General features: G+C 64.5%; 16 protein-coding genes and 1 pseudogene. 10 read left to right on the top strand and 7 right to left on the bottom strand.

Annotated elements, in window-relative coordinates; all coding sequences use genetic code 11:
• Window positions 1-308: 308 nt before the first annotated feature.
• Both G568_RS0114870 and G568_RS0114865 read left to right on the top strand, forming a co-directional pair.
• A complete protein-coding gene (locus tag G568_RS0114870; protein WP_026758774.1) occupies window positions 309-866 on the top strand; it encodes a helix-turn-helix domain-containing protein in 558 nt (185 codons plus the stop codon).
• A gap of 12 nt (window positions 867-878) precedes the next feature.
• Window positions 879-3,320 (top strand): GcvT family protein, encoded by a 2,442-nt coding sequence (locus G568_RS0114865; RefSeq protein ID WP_026758773.1) that lies wholly within the window; start codon window positions 879-881, stop codon window positions 3,318-3,320.
• A gap of 22 nt (window positions 3,321-3,342) precedes the next feature.
• Here the strand turns inward: G568_RS0114865 and ugpC are convergent, their stop codons facing one another.
• From ugpC to G568_RS0114840, 5 genes are all read right to left on the bottom strand, one after another.
• The gene (gene ugpC, locus G568_RS0114860; protein ID WP_026758772.1) at window positions 3,343-4,395 is read right to left on the bottom strand and encodes a sn-glycerol-3-phosphate ABC transporter ATP-binding protein UgpC; all 1,053 of its coding nucleotides are present in this window, start codon (window positions 4,393-4,395) and stop codon (window positions 3,343-3,345) included.
• A 17-nt stretch (window positions 4,396-4,412) separates the two neighbouring features.
• Window positions 4,413-5,258 (bottom strand): sn-glycerol-3-phosphate ABC transporter permease UgpE, encoded by an 846-nt coding sequence (gene ugpE / locus G568_RS0114855; RefSeq protein ID WP_026758771.1) that lies wholly within the window; start codon window positions 5,256-5,258, stop codon window positions 4,413-4,415.
• Window positions 5,258-6,172, bottom strand: a complete 915-nt coding sequence (ugpA, locus tag G568_RS0114850) for a sn-glycerol-3-phosphate ABC transporter permease UgpA (RefSeq protein ID WP_211222263.1) — start codon at window positions 6,170-6,172, stop codon at window positions 5,258-5,260. Before ugpA ends, ugpE begins: the two co-directional genes overlap by 1 nt.
• A gap of 30 nt (window positions 6,173-6,202) precedes the next feature.
• Entirely contained in the window at window positions 6,203-7,513 is a 1,311-nt protein-coding gene (gene ugpB / locus G568_RS0114845; protein ID WP_026758769.1) for a sn-glycerol-3-phosphate ABC transporter substrate-binding protein UgpB, read from the bottom strand.
• A 388-nt stretch (window positions 7,514-7,901) separates the two neighbouring features.
• Window positions 7,902-8,375, bottom strand: coding sequence for an Lrp/AsnC family transcriptional regulator (locus G568_RS0114840; protein ID WP_037374287.1), 474 nt, complete (start codon window positions 8,373-8,375; stop codon window positions 7,902-7,904).
• Between the two features lie 93 nt (window positions 8,376-8,468).
• On the opposite strand from G568_RS0114840, the gene G568_RS18990 reads away from it, so the two are divergent.
• Both G568_RS18990 and G568_RS0114830 read left to right on the top strand, forming a co-directional pair.
• On the top strand, window positions 8,469-9,929 hold the full coding sequence (locus G568_RS18990) for an aminotransferase class V-fold PLP-dependent enzyme (RefSeq protein ID WP_037374279.1): 1,461 nt from the start codon (window positions 8,469-8,471) through the stop codon (window positions 9,927-9,929).
• Window positions 9,929-10,711, top strand: coding sequence for a class II glutamine amidotransferase (locus tag G568_RS0114830; protein WP_026758767.1), 783 nt, complete (start codon window positions 9,929-9,931; stop codon window positions 10,709-10,711). Before G568_RS18990 ends, G568_RS0114830 begins: the two co-directional genes overlap by 1 nt.
• A 56-nt stretch (window positions 10,712-10,767) precedes the next feature.
• Here G568_RS0114830 and G568_RS0114825 read toward each other — a convergent pair whose 3' ends face one another.
• Window positions 10,768-11,739: a zinc ABC transporter substrate-binding protein gene (locus tag G568_RS0114825; protein ID WP_342664622.1), complete on the bottom strand. Its 972-nt coding sequence runs from the start codon at window positions 11,737-11,739 to the stop codon at window positions 10,768-10,770.
• Between the two features lie 93 nt (window positions 11,740-11,832).
• Here G568_RS0114825 and G568_RS0114820 point away from each other — a divergent pair, with 93 nt between their 5' ends.
• From G568_RS0114820 to G568_RS0114800, 5 genes are all read left to right on the top strand, one after another.
• Entirely contained in the window at window positions 11,833-12,315 is a 483-nt protein-coding gene (locus tag G568_RS0114820; protein WP_026758765.1) for a transcriptional repressor, read from the top strand.
• Complete coding sequence (locus tag G568_RS0114815; protein WP_026758764.1) at window positions 12,312-13,058, top strand: metal ABC transporter ATP-binding protein; 747 nt, start codon at window positions 12,312-12,314, stop codon at window positions 13,056-13,058. Before G568_RS0114820 ends, G568_RS0114815 begins: the two co-directional genes overlap by 4 nt.
• Window positions 13,058-13,852, top strand: coding sequence for a metal ABC transporter permease (locus G568_RS0114810; protein ID WP_026758763.1), 795 nt, complete (start codon window positions 13,058-13,060; stop codon window positions 13,850-13,852). The genes G568_RS0114815 and G568_RS0114810 overlap by 1 nt, the downstream gene beginning before the upstream one ends.
• Before the next feature lie 100 nt (window positions 13,853-13,952).
• Entirely contained in the window at window positions 13,953-15,272 is a 1,320-nt protein-coding gene (locus tag G568_RS0114805) for an NAD(P)/FAD-dependent oxidoreductase (RefSeq protein WP_026758762.1), read from the top strand.
• Window positions 15,273-15,285: 13 nt separating this feature from the next.
• Complete coding sequence (locus G568_RS0114800) at window positions 15,286-15,645, top strand: DUF5368 domain-containing protein (RefSeq protein ID WP_026758761.1); 360 nt, start codon at window positions 15,286-15,288, stop codon at window positions 15,643-15,645.
• Window positions 15,646-15,722: 77 nt separating this feature from the next.
• Here the strand turns inward: G568_RS0114800 and G568_RS0114795 are convergent, their stop codons facing one another.
• Window positions 15,723-16,316, bottom strand: a complete 594-nt coding sequence (locus tag G568_RS0114795) for an outer membrane protein (protein ID WP_026758760.1) — start codon at window positions 16,314-16,316, stop codon at window positions 15,723-15,725.
• 104 nt (window positions 16,317-16,420) lie between these two features.
• On the opposite strand from G568_RS0114795, the pseudogene G568_RS18985 reads away from it, so the two are divergent.
• Window positions 16,421-16,668, top strand: a pseudogene (locus tag G568_RS18985) (IS256 family transposase); the annotation flags it as partial.

The raw sequence follows: 16,668 nt of genomic DNA, 5'->3' as shown, positions 1-16,668 counted from the left end.
ACCGCTTCCGTCCGCGTCCTGCCAATCCTACTACGAATGGCCCCTTTCTGTCAGTAATTTCGCAATGCCGCTCACGCGGCGGGGGATGCTGCGGTGCGCGTAAATGGCGGTAGCGCCCAAGCTGCGCCGCAGCGATCGATAGCCGGGCCAGCGCGCCCAAGGCAACGCAGCCAACGCGGCGATCCAATGCAAACCGGCGGCCTTCCTCGGCCCCCAACCTAGGCGCCCCTCGTGAAAATTTCGTTGACATTTTCACGAGGCGTTGATTGAACTCAGCCGAGAGTTTAACGCCATGGTCGGGGTGCGCGATGACCGAAACCAACACACTGGGCAAAGACCTGCGCGCCTTGCGCAAATCGCGCAAGATGACGCTGGAGGATCTGGCCGCCCGCCTTGGTCGCTCCGTCGGCTGGATCAGCCAGGTCGAGCGTGACATCTCCACGCCCACGATGTCGGACCTGGAGGCGATCGGCGCGGTCTTCGCGGTGCCGCTGTCGCTGTTTTTCGGAAACGCGGACGCGCCCGACACCGAAAAGGGCCGCATCGTGCGCGACAAGGCCCGGCGGGTCATCGGCGAACACGCGGACGGGTTGATTGAGACGCTGATCTCGCCCGATCTCACCGACGATTTTGAGGTGATACACTCCACCTTCCAACCCGGCGCCAGCCGCCCGGCCCCGACATCGCGCCCGACGCAGGAAGTCGTCTGGATGGTGTCGGGTACGCTCGATATCTGGCTGGACGATACGTGTTTCACGGTCCGGGCCGGTGACAGTTTCCGCATCCGCGACCAAAGCTATCGCTGGGCGAACCCCTACCCCGACCCGGCGGTTGCCGTCTGGGTCATTGCACCCCCTGTCTACTAAGGAGCGCCTCACATGCCCCCACCCTCAACCGCAAGCGTCGTCATCATCGGAGGCGGTGTCGTCGGCGCATCCGTCGCCTATCACCTGACCAAACTTGGCTGGACCGACGTTGTGCTGCTGGAGCGAAAGCAGCTCTGCTCGGGCACTACATGGCACGCGGCCGGGCTAATCGCGCAGTTGCGGGCAACCCAGAACATGACCCGGCTCGCCAAGTACAGCCAGGAACTCTATGGCGGGCTGGAGGCCGAAACCGGCATGTCGACCGGATTCAAGCGCGTCGGCTCCATCACCGTGGCCCTGACCGAGGAGCGCCAAGAAGAGCTGCTGCGCCAAGCGTCGATGGCGCGCGCCTTCGGCGTCGAAGTCGAGCCGATCTCGCCCACCGACGTCAAGGCAAAGTACGAGCACCTGAACTGTGACGGCGTGGTCGGCGGCGTCTACCTTCCCCGCGACGGCCAGGGCGATCCGTCGAATATCGCGCTGGCGCTGGCCAAGGGCGCAAGGAAGCGCGGCGCCACGATCCTGGAGCAGGTCAAGGTCACGGGCCTGCGCCGCGACGGGCGGCGCGTGACCGGCGTCGATTGGCAAAGCGCCGAGGGAACGGGCACGATCGCCTGCGATCACGTGGTGAACTGTGCGGGCATGTGGGGACACGAGGTAGGACGCATGGCGGGCACCAATGTGCCGCTGCACGCGTGCGAGCATTTCTACGTCGTGTCGGACAAGATCCCCGGCCTTGCCGCGCTGCCGGTCCTCAGGGTGCCGGACGAATGCGCCTACTACAAGGAAGACGCCGGAAGCCTCATGCTGGGCGCGTTTGAGCCCAATGCAAAGCCGTGGGGCATGAATGGCATCTCCGAGGATTTCGAGTTTGATCAGCTTCCCGAGGATTTCGATCATTTCGAGCCCATCCTCGACTGGGCCGTGAACCGGATGCCGTTGCTGGCCGAAACCGGCATCCAGACCTTCTTCAACGGCCCCGAAAGCTTTACCCCCGATGACGCCTACCATCTGGGCCTAGCGCCTGAAATGGACAATGTCTGGGTCGCCGCGGGCTTCAACTCGGTCGGCATCCAGTCGGCGGGCGGCGCGGGCATGGCCCTGGCGGAATGGATGGATACGGGCGAAAAGCCATTTGATCTGGGGGATGTCGATATTTCGCGCATGCAGCCCTTCCAAGGCAACAAGACCTACCTGTTCGAGCGCTCGAAAGAAACGCTTGGCCTGCTCTACGCCGACCACTTCCCGTTTCGGCAAAAGGCGACCGCGCGCGGGGTCCGGCGGACACCATTGCATGGCCACCTCAAGGCGCGCGGCGCGGTGTTCGGGGAACTGGCCGGATGGGAGCGCGCGAACTGGTTCGCCGATGAGGGGCAGGACCCCACCTACCGCTATTCCTGGAAGCGCCAGAACTGGTTCGACAACGCCGCCCGCGAGCATCGCGCCATCCGCGAGAATGTCGGGTTTTACGATATGTCGTCCTTCGGCAAGCTGCGCGTCGAGGGGCCGGATGCCGAGGCCTTCATGAACTACGTCGCGGGCGGGGATTTCTCCGTGCCGGTCGGCAAGATCGTCTACACCCAACTGCTCAATTCCCGGGGCGGGATCGAGGCGGATGTCACCGTCACCCGCCTGAGCGAAACCGCCTATCTTGTCGTGACCCCCGCGGCGGCCCGGCTGGCAGATGAGACCCGTCTGCGCCGCCACATCGGCGATCGCCGCGTGGTCATCACCGATGTGACCGCCGGCGAAGCCGTCATCGCGGTCATGGGACCGAACGCACGCACCCTGCTGCAAGCGGTCTCGCCCAATGACTTTTCAAACGCGGCCAACCCGTTCGGAACCGCGCAAGAGATCGAGATTGGCATGGCGCTCGCCCGCGCGCACCGCGTGAGTTACGTGGGCGAGCTTGGCTGGGAAATATACGTCTCGGCCGACATGGCCGCCCACGTTTTTGAGACGCTCGACGCCGCCGGCAACGCGATGGGGGCGAAGCTTTGTGGTCTGCACATGATGGACAGTTGCCGCATCGAGAAAGCGTTTCGCCACTTCGGCCACGATATCAGCAGCGAGGATCACGTGCTCGAGGCCGGACTTGGCTTTGCGGTCAAGAAAGACAAGCCCGATTTCATCGGCCGCGACGCGGTGCTGCGCAAGCGCGACGCGGGCCTTGAGCGCCGCATGGTGCAGTTTCGCCTAACCGATCCCGAATGCCTGCTCTACCACGCCGAGCCGATACTCCGGGACAACCAGGTTGTCGGGCACCTGACCTCGGGCAGCTACGGCCACACGCTGGGGGGCGCGATCGGCCTGGGATACGTGCCCTGCCCGGGCGAGACACAAGCGCAGGTCCTGGCCTCGTCCTACGAGATCGAAGTGGCCGGAACGCGCGTTGCGGCGCAGGCATCGATCAAGCCGATGTATGATCCCACCTCGTCGCGCATGAAGGCGTAATCCGCCCTCCCCGGGGGCGTCATCACGCCCCCGCACACTCCAGCCGCTGGCCGCTAGCGTGATCGAAAAGGTGCAGATCGGCGGGGTTGACGCCCAGGTGCATTACCTCGCCCGGCCCCGGCAGATCGGTGCCCGAGAGGCTGGCGATGACCTCGCTTGCGCCGTCGTCCAGCACTCCGTGCACGTTGGCCGTGGCGCCCAGCCGCTCGACCACCCGCACCGTGACCGCAAGCGGCCCGCCCGGCTGCGCGCGCAGGTCCTCGGGCCGCACGCCGACGACCGCGTGCCCGGCGGCCCGCTCGATCCCTGCTGCCGTTGCAAGGGCGGCGCCGGTTCCGGGCGCAAGGACGTTCATCGGCGGCGAACCGATGAACCCCGCCACGAACAGCGAGGCCGGGCGCGCGTAGATCTCCATCGGCGGGCCGATCTGCTCGACCCTGCCCGCGTTCATTACCACCAACGTATCGGCCAGCGTCATCGCCTCCTGCTGATCGTGAGTGACATAGATCGACGTGGTGCCAAGGCGCTGCTGCAAATCGCGGATTTCCACCCGCGTCTTGACCCGCAGCTTGGCATCGAGGTTCGACAGCGGCTCGTCGAACAGGAACGCCGCCGGCTCGCGCACGATGGCCCGCCCCATGGCGACCCGCTGTCGCTGACCGCCCGATAGCTGCCGGGGCTTGCGATCAAGGTAATCCGCCAGGCCCAGCATCCTGGCCGCGGTGCCGACCTTTTCCGCGATCTCGGCCTTGGGCATGCCGCGGTTCTTTAGCCCATAGGCCATGTTGCCATGCACCGTCATATGCGGATAAAGCGCGTAGTTCTGGAACACCATCGAGATATCCCGCCGCGCCGGTTCAAGGTCGTTGACCTGCCGGCCGGCGATGTTGATCTCGCCATCGGTGACCTCTTCAAGTCCCGCAACCATGCGCAGCAGCGTGGACTTACCGCAGCCCGACGGCCCGACAAGCACGCACAGCTCGCCTGCGCCAATATCAAGCGACAGGCCCGGAATGGTGGCCTCGGCGGCACCGGGATAGACCTTGCGCACGTTGCGCAGCCGGATGTCGGACATCTGCGATTTCCTCTTTGCTATTTCTCGACCTCGACAAGGCCGCGCACGAACAGCCTTTGCATCCCCAAAATCACCACCACCGGCGGCACCAGCGCAAGGATCGCGGTCGTCATTATCAGGTGCCACTGCGGCGTTTCCTCGCCGGCATTGACCATGCGCTGAATACCCATCACGATGGTGTAATAACTCTCGTCCGTGGTCACCAGAAGCGGCCATAGGTACTGGTTCCAGCCATAGATGAACAGGATCACGAACAGCGCCGCGATATTGGTCCGCGACAGCGGCACAAGGATATCGCGAAAGAACTTCATCGGCCCCGCCCCGTCGATCCGCGCCGCCTCGGTCAACTCGTCAGGCACGGTCATGAAGAACTGCCGAAACAGGAACGTGGCCGTCGCGGACGCAATAAGCGGCACCGACAGCCCCGCATAGCTGTTGAGCATGCCCAGTTGCGCCACCACCTCGTAGGTGGGCAGGATACGCACCTCGACCGGCAGCATGAGCGTGATGAAGATCGTCCAGAACGCCAGCACCCGAAACGGGAACTTGAAATAGACGATGGCAAAGGACGACAGCAGCGAGATCACCAACTTTCCCAGCGTAATCGCCAGCGCCATGATCGTGGAGTTCATCAGCATCAGGCCGATGGGCGGGGCGCCGGCGGTCGATAGCCCCTCGCCCAAAACGGTGGCGTAGTTGTCGAACATCTGACCGCCGGGCAGAAGTGGCAAGCCGCTGTTGACCTCGCGTGCGGTATGGGTCGAGGCTATGAACGCCAGGTAGATCGGAAAGACGAACACCGCCGCCCCGAAGATCAGCACTGCATGCTGGATGAACAAAAGAAGGGGCCGCCGCTCAACCATCAGTATTCCACCTTGCGCTCGATAAACCGGAACTGGATCGCCGTCAGCGCGATCACGATCGCCATCAACACCACCGATTGCGCCGCCGAAGAGCCAAGGTTCAGCCCTTGGAAGGCGTCGCGCCAGACCTTGTAGACAAGGATCGTCGTCGCCTGTCCCGGCCCGCCATCGGTGGTGGCGTGCACCACGCCGAACGTCTCGAAGAAGGCATAGACGACGTTGACCACCAGCAGGAAAAAGACGGTCGGCGACAACAGCGGCAACTGGATCGTGACAAACCGCTTGAGCGGCCCGGCCCCGTCGATCGCCGCCGCCTCCGTCAGGGACTTCGGGATCGCCTGAAGACCTGCAAGAAAGAACAGGAAGTTGTAGGACACCTGCCGCCACGAGGCCGCAACCACGATCAGGGTCATCGCGTCGCCCCCGTCCACGTAGTGGTTCCAATCATACCCCAAAGCATCCAGCGCGTAGGCGGCGATGCCGATGGTGGGGTTGAACAGGAACCACCACAGCACCCCGGCCACGGCCGGTGCCACCGCATAGGGCCAGATCAGCAACGTGCGATAGGTGGTCGCCTGCCGCACGACCCGGTCCGCCATCACCGCCAGCACCAGCGCAACCGCCATCGACACGCCCGCGACCAGCGCGCTGAAGGTGATCGTGGTGTAAAAGCTCTGCAAATAAAGCGGGTCGTTGAACAGCTTGGCAAAGTTCGCCAACCCGACATACTCGGTCTTCAACCCGAAGGCATCCTGGCGCAGCACCGACTGATAGAGCGCCTGGCTGGCGGGCCAGATGAAAAACACCAGCGTGATCGCGATCTGCGGCGCGACCAGCAGGTAAGGTAGCCAGCGATGGCTGAATGTGACCTTCTTGGTGAGCACATGGACCTCCAGTGCAACGAGGCGGGCCATCTTGGCCCGCCCCGGGGTTGCTCATCCGGCCTAGGAATTGGAGCCTTCGAACTCCCGCAGAAGGGCATTGCCGCGTTCGGCGGCATCCGACAGCGCCTCGGCGGCGGTCTTGTTGCCAGCCCACAGATCCTCTAGCTCCTCGTTGATGATGTCGCGGATCTGGACGAAATTGCCGAACCGCAGGCCGCGCGAATTCTCGGTCGGCGCGTTCAACGAAAGCTGCTGGATCGCCGTGTCGGTGCCCGGGTTCTCCTCGTAAAAGCCTTGGCTATTGCTCAGCTCGTAGGCCGCCGTGGTGATCGGCACATAGCCAGAGAACTGATGCCAGTCGGCCTGCACCTCGGGCGAGCTGAGGTAGTTGAAGAACTCCGCAACGCCCTGGTACTCGGACTCCGGGTGCCCTTCGAGTACCCACAACGTCGCTCCCCCGATGATCGAGTTCTGCGCCGTCTCGGCGGCGTCGGTGTTGACCGGCAGCATCGCCTGCCCGAACTCGAACTCGGCCTGATCGCTGATCCCGGCGTAATAGGCCGAGGAGTTCATCCACATCGCGCATTCGCCCGAGGTGAACAGCGGAAGCGAGTCGCCCCGGCGCCCGCCATAGCGGAATGTGCCCGCCTCCTGGCTGTCGGCAATGCGCTGCAACAGGGTGGTCAGGTCTTCGCTTTCGTCAAAGACCAACTCGGTATCGAGCCCGGCAAACCCGTTTTGCTTGGTGCCGATCGGCTGATCGTGCCACGCGAGGTAGTTCTCCAGCATCACCCACGACTGCCAGCCAAAGGAAAACGCGCACTCGTGCCCCGACGCCTGCAGCTTGTCGGCGGCGGCGAACATCTCGTTCCACGTCTGGGGAACGTCCTTGATACCGGCCTCGTCCAGTAGATCGCGGTTGTACCACAGCACCGGCGTGGACGAATTGAACGGCAGCGACAGCAGCGCGCCGTCGGTGGTGGTGTAGTAGGATTTCACCGCCGGCAGGTAGGCATCCGCATCCCAGGTGATGTCGGCATTGTCCATGACCTGCTGCACCGGCTTGATCGCGCCCTCGGCGGCCATCATCGTGGCGGTGCCCACTTCGAACACCTGCACGATATGCGGCTGCTCGCCCGCGCGGAACGCCGCGATCGAGGCGGTCATGTTCTCGGTGTAGTTGCCCTTGTAGGTCGGCACGACGGTGAACTCGTCCTGCGTCTCGTTGAAACCGGCGGCGATCTCCTCGATCTTTTCGCCAAGCGCACCGCCCATGGCGTGCCAGAACTGGATTTCTGTTTCGGCAGCCACGGGCGACGCGCCCAGTGCCATCAGCGCGGCAACAGCCGTCGCGGAACGGGTCAGTGTCATATCTGTTCTCCGACTGGTTCGGTTTGAAAAGCCTTGCGCGACCGCATGCATGGCGGGCGGCCACGGCAAACAAGAACCACCTGGCCGGTCATCTTTCAAATGAAGTTATGATGACAACGCGTGCCGCCGAATCCAAAACGCGCAGCATTCACAATAATGCCCCGGATCGCCCGCGCCCGAGTGTGGACGCGACAAGGCGGAGATGACCCGCCCGGCGGCACCGCCGGGCAGCGCGTGCCTGCCCCCGGCAGACGCTTTCAACGGTGCAACTTGTTGAAATGTCACGATTTACTTGATGATATCGCCTTGGGCACCGGTAGGATAATGCGCCTACCCAGGCAGGCGCTGCCCTCTTTTCGCATCACGAGCGGGGTCACGAAGTAGCGCTTCAAACAGGCAAATCCCGCCGGTCGGCAATCGCCTCCATCGCGATATAGGACGTGACCGTCTCAAGCGCGGCGCCCTCGATCAGGCGTTGATAGACCAGGTCGAAATCGTTCATGTCGCGCGCCACGATCTTGAGCATATAGTCGTAGTCGCCCGCGATGCGGAAGAAATCGATCACGTTTTCAATGCCCAGAACCGTCCTGCGGAACTGCTTTAGCCAATCGGGCGAATGATCGCGCGTGCGCACCATCACGAACACCGTCAACCCAAGCCCCAGACGCGTCAGGTCTAGCCGCACGGTCTGTCCCTGGATCACGCCGGTTTCGCGCAAGCGCACCATCCGGCGCCAGCACGCGTTGTGCGACAGGCCCACCTCGTCGGCCACCTCGCGCTGCGACAGGGCGGCATCGCGCTGCAACACGCGCAGAATGGCGGCGTCGATGTGATCGATATTCTTGGCGGCATCTTGGGTCATATGATCGAAAAACAGCCCTTTTGACGCATAAACTTGTGATGATTTCACCCGATTTGCCTGAAATATTCCACGCATACAATCACAAACGCATAAATGAGGCCCCTCTTGCCCTGCCACCCTTCCGAACACAGCTTCTTTTCCCGCTTTTCGCGCTCGCTTGAGCGGCCCGACGTGATCGATCACCTGCGCGACGGGGTGATCGGCGAGGGGCTGGAGATCCCCGGCCCGGATGGCCCCCGTCCCCTGATCTACGCCGATTACGTCGCCTCCGGACGCGCCTTGCACCAGGTCGAGGACGCGATCACCGCCGAGGTGCTGCCCTACTATTCCAACGCCCATACCGAGGCGTCCCATTGCGGCCGGGTGATGAACCGTATGCGCGCAGAGGCGCGGCGTCTCATTGCCGGCGCATGCGGCGCGGATGATCCTCACGCGGTCATCTTTACCGGCTCGGGCGCAACCGCGGGCCTGAGCCGCCTCGCCCCGCTTCTGGGCGTGGACCGCATGGTGCAGACGGGCCAAAGACCCCGCGTCCTGATCGGCCCCTACGAGCATCACTCGAACATCCTGCCGTGGCGCGAAAGCGGCGCCGATGTGGTCGAGATCCCCGAGGCCCACGAGGGCGGCCCGAACCGCGCCGCGCTGGAACAGGCGCTTGTCGACGCGGGCACCCGCCCGGTGGTGGGCGCGTTCTCGGCCGTGTCCAACGTTACCGGCATCGTCACCGATGTCGCCGCGATCACCAAGCTGCTCAAGGCGCATGGCGCGCTTAGCGTCTGGGACTACGCCGCCGCCGCCCCCTACTTGCCCGTGGATATGGGCCTTGGCATAGATGCCATCGCCCTGTCGCCCCACAAGTTCATCGGCGGACCGGGGGCGTCTGGCGTGCTGATCGTGCGCCGGGACGCGGTCGCGCGCGAAACGCCCACCCTGCCGGGCGGCGGCACCGTGCGCTTTGTCTCGCCGTGGGGGCACGACTATTCCCACGATGTCACTACCCGCGAAGAGGCCGGCACGCCCAACATCATCGGCGATATCCGCGCGGCCCTGTGCTTTGCCGTCAAGGAGGCCATCGGCCAGGATCAGATGACCACGCACCTGCACGCGCTGCGCCGCCGCGCCTTGCAGGTCTGGCGGGCCACGCCGGGCCTTCATATCCTGTGCAATGAACACGCAAGCGACGTTCTGCCAGTGTTTTCCTTTCGCATCACGGGGTCCGACGGCGCGCCGGTTCATCCACAGCTTGTCACCCGGATCCTGTCGGATCATTTCGGTATTCAGGCGCGCGGCGGCTGCGCCTGCGCGGGGCCCTATGCGCACCATCTTCTCGGCCTCGGCCGCGTCCAGTCCGATCGCCTGCGGACCGCGATACTGGCCGGGCACGAGATCGACAAACCGGGATGGACGCGCCTGGCCTTTTCGGTCCTGATGAGCGACGCCAAGGCCGACACGATCATCCGCGCCGTCGATGAGATCGCCCGCACCCCTGGCGCATTCACCCGTGATTACCGCGTGGACACCCGCACCGCGCGCTTCACCCCCGAGGCCGCATAATGTGCCGTTTCCTAGCCTGGACCGGGGCAGCCCGGCACCTTGATGAGTTTGTGTTCAAGGGCGATCAATGCCTCGTTGCCCAAAGCCGCCACGCCCTGATCGGCAAGACCCCCCTGAACGGGGATGGCTTCGGGCTGGCCTGGTACACGGATCGCGGCACGCCTTGCATCTACAAGGATCTCAACCCCGCATGGTCCGATAGCAACCTCAAGCAGATCGCCTATCACACCAAGGCGCAGCTGTTCCTCGCCCATGTGCGCGCCTCGACCAGCATGGCGGTCTCGCGCAACAACAGCCACCCGTTCGGCGTGGGGCCATGGTGCTTCATGCATAACGGACAGGTCGGCGGGCACCTGCGCATCCGGCAGGCGCTGGACGCGATGATACCCGCCGACCTCTATGAGCGGCGCAATGGTGCCACCGATAGCGAGGCGATCTTCCTGATCGCCGCCGGCGGCGGGCTGGATCGTGAGCCGGTGGCGGCGATGGCGCGCGCGGTGGGACGGGTCGAAACGCTCGCCCGGGAAAATGGCGAAACCCCGTTCATGCGTTTCGCGGCCTGCTGGACCGATGGCAAACGGGTGTTCGCCGCGCGCTACGCCTCGGACCGCTTCGCGCCAAGCCTTTACTACAAGGTGCAACAGGGCGGAGTGATCATCTGCTCCGAGCCACTGGCCGAGGCAGAAACCTGGATCGAAGTGCCTCCCGGATCAGCTATTGAAACCGACGGCAAGGCGCTGAAGTTTCACGAGTTCGCCCCCATGAGCCTGCAACCCGCCTGACGCCTTGCCTGCCTGCTCGCCACCCGCAATGCGCGCGCGGCGGGCAGGATCATGCTCTATAGGCAACCCGCAATGGCCTGTCCGACAGAGCGCAGGAACGCAGGGTAGAACCCCGGGCCCGGCGCGATATCCGTGCCTTGCGGGTCGATCACGGCGGTCTTCGCCTCGGCCCCTGAAAACACTGCGTTCAGGATGCCGGGATTGAACTGCGGCTCGGTGAAGGCGCAGGTAATCCCCTGATTTTCCACGTATTCGCGGATCTCAGCAATCCGGGCCGCACTGGGATCGCTTGCATCGCTGAGCGAGATCGCCGCGGCGGCGGGAATATTGTACCGGGCCTCGAAATACTGGTAGGCATCGTGGAACACGATGAAGCGCGCATCGCTGAGCGACGCAAACATTTGCGCTACCTCGGCGGCCGCGGCGTCGATTTCCTTTTTCCCCTCCGCCGCATTGGCGAAATAGAGGCCCGCGTTCTCGGGATCGACCTGCGACAGCTCGGCCGCGATCACGTCCAGCCACGCCTTGCCGTTCTCGGGGTCAAGCCACGCATGCGGGTCGATGCCGTCATGCGCATGCTCATCCTCGTGCGCGTGCGCGTCCTCGTGTCCGTGCTCATCTTCATGCCCCTGCTCATCTTCATGCCCATGGGCCTCGAACGTGGCGCCCTCACGAAACTCCCGCGTCAGGGTTTTGGGGTTATCCAGCAACGCAACCACCCGTGCATCCGCCGCGAGCGATTCGATCGCGTGATCAAGCCACGGCGTCAGCTCTTCACCAACCCAAAACACGACATCGGCCTGCTCCAATGCCCGCGCCTCGGACGGGCGCAGGGAATACCCGTGCGGCGAGGCCCCCTGCTGTATGATCAGATCGGGCGTGCCGACGCCGTCCATCACGCGCGCAGCAAGCGAATGGATGGCCGCGATATCGGTTGCCACGCCGGGCGCTTGCGCCCAGCCGGGTGCGCCCAGCGTCATCGCCGCCCCGATCCCCAGCAACACGGATTTCAAACGATGCATGGACATGCTCAGCTCCTGTGATTATATAACATATCGAAACAACCTATAGGCAATACAGTATAACATTGCAACCCAATCTCGACGGAGGAGACTCCACCGATGACCGCACCCGGTTTTGAAACCCACGATCACGGCAGTTGCGTCGCCGACAGCCTGCAACAGGCCGAACAGCACTGCGCCGAACAGCGCCTGCAGCTTACCCCGACGCGCCGGCGCGTGCTTGAGATCCTGCTGGAAGGGCACCGCTCGATGGGCGCGTACGAGATCCTCGACCGGCTCCGCGCCGAGGGGCTCGGCTCGCAACCCCCGGTCGCCTACCGGGCGCTGGATTTCCTGACGATGCACGGCTTTGCCCACCGGATCGAGGGGCTGAATGCGTTCATCGCCTGCACCCACCTCAGCGACACCCATTCGCCCGCCTTCCTGATCTGCCGCGCCTGCAACCGCGTGGTCGAGGCCGAGGCCGACCCGATGGCCGGCGAACTGGGCCGCGCCGCCGCCGACGCCGGTTTCGTGATCGAGCGCAGCGTGCGCGAGGCGATCGGCCTGTGCCCCGCCTGCGCCCAAGAGGCCCGCGCATGACCGATCCACTTGTTAAGATCAGCGGGCTGAGCGTCCGCTACGGCAGCAATACCGTCCTCGATCACGTCGATTTCCGGATCGATCGCGGCGAGATCGTCACCATTGTCGGCCCCAACGGATCAGGCAAATCAACCCTCCTGCGCGCGGTGATCGGCGGCATCAGCCCGTCAGAGGGCCGCATCACCCACGCGGCGGGTCTGCGCATCGGGTACGTGCCGCAAAAGCTGGTGCTTGATCCGACGCTTCCGATGACTGTGGCGCGGTTCCTGTCCCTGCCCCGCCGCGCCAGCGCCGCGCGCATCGCCGACGCGTTGGACCGGGCCGGCGTGCCCGGTTTGCAGACGCGGCAGATGGCGGCGCTGTCGGGCGGGCAGTTTCAACGCGCGCTACTGGCCCGCGCCCTTCTGGATAGCCCCGATTTGCTTATCCTCGACGAGGCGACCGCCGGCCTTGATCAGCCGGGCGCGGCCGCCTTCTACCGCCGCATCGAAGAGGTCAGATCGGAAACCGGCTGCGCCGTGCTGATGGTGAGCCACGATTTGCATGTCGTGATGAGCGCCTCCGACAGGGTGATCTGCCTCAACGGGCACGTCTGCTGCGAAGGTACGCCGCAGGTCGTGGCCGAGGCGCCGGTTTACCGCGCCCTCTTCGGCGAAGGAACGCAAGGCACCCTTGCCCTCTATCAGCACCACCACGATCACGACCACGGCCCCCACGCCAAACCTGCGGAAGAGGCGCATTGATGCTGGATGATTTCATGACCCGCGCGACGCTGGCAGGCGTCGGAACCGCACTCGCCGCCGCGCCGCTAGGGTGCTTCGTGGTGTGGCGGCGGATGGCCTATTTCGGGGATGCGACGGCGCATGCCGCGATCCTTGGCGTGGCGCTGTCGTTGGCGTTTTCCATGCCCATCTTCGTGGGCGCGATGATCGTCGCGCTGGTGATGGCCGCCGCCGTGACGCTACTGACGGGGCGCGGCTATGCGATGGATACGCTTTTGGGGGTGATGGCGCATTCTGCGCTGGCATTCGGACTGGTGGCGGTGTCGTTCCTGTCGGGCGTCCGGATCGATCTGATGGCTTACCTGTTCGGCGATATCCTGTCGGTGTCGCACGTCGATCTGGCGGTGATCTGGGGCGGCGCGCTATTGGTTGTCGCGCTGGTGGCGTGGCGCTGGTCGGCGCTGTTGACCGCGACGCTCAACCCCGATTTAGCCCGTGCGGCGGGGATCGAGCCGCGGCGCGAGCAGTTGATCCTGACGCTGGCGCTGGCCGTGGTCGTCGCGGTGGCGATCAAGGTTGTCGGCGTGCTGCTGATCACCGCCATGCTGATCGTCCCGGCGGCCACCGCCCGGCCCTTCGCCCGCACGCCCGAGGCAATGGCGGCCTTTGCCGTCGCCCTTGCGATGGTCGCGGCCTGGATTGGGCTACAGACCTCGTATCAGTTCGACACGCCGACAGGGCCGACCATCGTCTGCGTCGTCGCCGTGATGTTCGCCGTCTCCAGCATCGCCAGCACCCTGCGCCGCGTCGGGTAATCGCGGGCGGCGCATGGCGGGCAGGCGCGTTTGATTCAGCGCAAAGCGCGGCATTGCCGAATTGGTGCATCATCCATGTACCAAACAAAGGAATGCTCCCATGTCCCACGACCGCACCAACGATCCCGGCCGGCGCCGGTTCCTTGGCCTGGCCGCCGGTGCCGGCGCCTTGGCCGCGACGGGGCTGCCCGGCAGGCCGCACGCACAAGTCGCAACCAAGGCCCGCATCGTGATCCTGGGCGCCGGCGCGGCGGGCACGGCCCTTGCCAACCGCCTCGTGGAACGCCTCGAGGGCGCGCAGATCACCATCGTCGATGGCGGCGCGCAGCACTGGTATCAGCCGGGCTTCTCGCTGATTGCCGCCGGGCTGAAGCCGCCAAGCTACTCGGTCAGCCGCACCGCCGACTGGTTGCCCGCCGGCGTCACCCTCAAACCCGAGAACGCCGCCGCCATCGACCCCGAAGCGCGCACCATCGCCCTGCAATCGGGCGAAACGCTGCGCTATGACTACCTGATTGTCGCCACCGGGTTGGTGCTGGATCACGGCGCGATCGAGGGGTTCAGCCTCGACATGGTCGGCGAGAACGGCATCGGCGCGCTCTATGCCGGGCCGGACTATGCCGCCCGCACATGGAAAGCGGCATCGAAGTTCATCGACGAGGGCGGCAGCGGCCTTTTTACCCGCCCGGCCACGGAAATGAAATGCGCAGGCGCGCCGCTCAAACATACCTTCCTGATCGATGACCTGGCGCGCAAGGCGGGCACGCGCGGCAAGTCCGACTTCGTCTATGCCGCCCCGCAGCAATCGCTTTTCGGGGTGCCCATCGTGGCCGAGAAGGTGCGCATGCTGTTCGGCGATCGCGGCATCGGAACCGGCATGCAGGAAACGCTGACTTCGATCGAGCCGGGCGCCAAGCGCGCCACCTTTCAAACGCCCAATGGCCGGGTCGAACGCGCGTATGACTACCTCCACGTCATCCCGCCGCAACGCGCGCCCGAAGTGGTGCGCCAATCGGGTCTGTCATGGGCCGACAAATGGACCGATCAGGGCTGGGTCGAGGTGGACATGCACAGCCTGCGCCACCGCCGCTACCCGGACATCTTCGCCGTCGGCGACGTGGCCGGTGTACCCAAGGGCAAAACCGCCGCCAGCGTCAAATGGCAGGTGCCCGTGGTTGAGGAGCACCTCGTCGCACAGATCGCCGGCGACACCACCGACGCCAGCTATAACGGCTATACCTCCTGCCCGCTGATCACGCGGGTCGGGCGCGCCATGCTGATCGAGTTCGATTACAACAACAACCTGACCCCCTCCTTCCCCGGCATCATCGCGCCCCTTGAGGAATTATGGATCAGTTGGCTGATGAAGGAAATCGCGCTCAAGGCCACGTATAACGCCATGCTGCGCGGCAAGGCCTGAGGAGGGCGAGACGATGAAGGATCTGACATTCGAAACCCTGATCGCCGTGTTCGAAGAGATCTTCGGCCGCGGCCTGTTCTGGACGATGGTCATACTCGCCGCGGTGATCACGCTGGCCTATTTCTACGTCCTGATCCGCGACCGCGCGGTCAGTTGGCGCAAGTTCCTGTGGGCGCAGCTCTCGATGCCTATCGGCGCCGTCGCGGCGGTGCTTTTCGTGCAAAAGGTGACGCGCTCGGGCTTTGCCGATATCGGCGGGCCGATCGACGTGATCGTCCTGCTGGGCGTCGCGGTGGCCGGGGCCGTGGGCCTTGCGGTGCTGGTCTACACGGCGGAATCCCTGCTCTGGCCGAAATCGGACAGCGACAGCTGAACAAAGCAAAAGCCGCCCGTATCACGCGGGCGGCTCATAGGTTGCGGTATCGGCTTGCGCGCCGACTGCGCCTTGCGTCAGTAGCGCTGCAGAGGCACGCGAATACCAATAGCGATGACATGCGCGGTGTTGTCAAATGTCAGCGGCTTTGTCGGCTGCGAGCCTGTTCCAATGGGCTGCGCGCCACCTTCCGCGGTGCCATAGTCGTAATAGCGCCAGGACGCCTCGAGCATCACCGGCCATTCACCCGGCCGGGTGAGCTGATACGCCGCCCCCGCACCGACCGACCATGCCAGATCAACCGAGGAATTGCCTTGGTACGTGCGGGTTTGCGTGGTCGCATTAGCATTGAACCGCGTCCATTCACCAACCTTGTTGCGCGCCAGCCCCAGACCGGCCACCAGGAACGGCTGAAAGCGGCTGTCGTTTCCGGCTTGCTCCAACGGCGAATAGAACACGTTGCCCATCACCGCCGCCGTGCTGATCGAGGCATCGGTGATGTCCGCATGGTCGTCGCAGGGAGAGCCGTTGGACGCGCTTGAACAGGGCCCGGCAACGTTGGCGGAGCCGCTCACGCTCAGGGACACATCGCCGCGAAACCCGTTTTGCCAATCATACCCGACGGCCAACGCGCCAAAACCCGTTTTCTTGGCGGAAAGGTCGAAATTCACTTGCGGGGAGATATAGCTGAAAGTTGGTGATGGCCCCTGAGGGGCGGCATATCATGGCGGTGTTCACGCGCCGTCAATTCTCCGAAGAGAAAGGGATATGCCACATGACGAAGTCTACCATCACGCCATTGCCTGATCCATCGGGATTTTCGCCCGATCCGCTGACGGATATCCTGCGCTCGGGCGCGCGTCGCCTGATCGAGCAGGCGGTGGAAGCGGAACTGGCCGCTCTGCTTGCCTCCCATGCCGATGACAAGACCGAAGATGGCCGGTCCCGCCTCGTGCGCCATGGCTATCTGCCGGAGCGCGAGGTCATGACCGGGATCGGCCCGGTGCCGGTGAAGGTGCCCAG

Origin of the sequence: Sediminimonas qiaohouensis DSM 21189 (assembly GCF_000423645.1) — a bacterium.
GTDB lineage: Bacteria > Pseudomonadota > Alphaproteobacteria > Rhodobacterales > Rhodobacteraceae > Sediminimonas > Sediminimonas qiaohouensis.
Note: the sequence above shows the minus strand (reverse complement) of the source record. Positions and strands in the feature narration are given on the sequence as shown.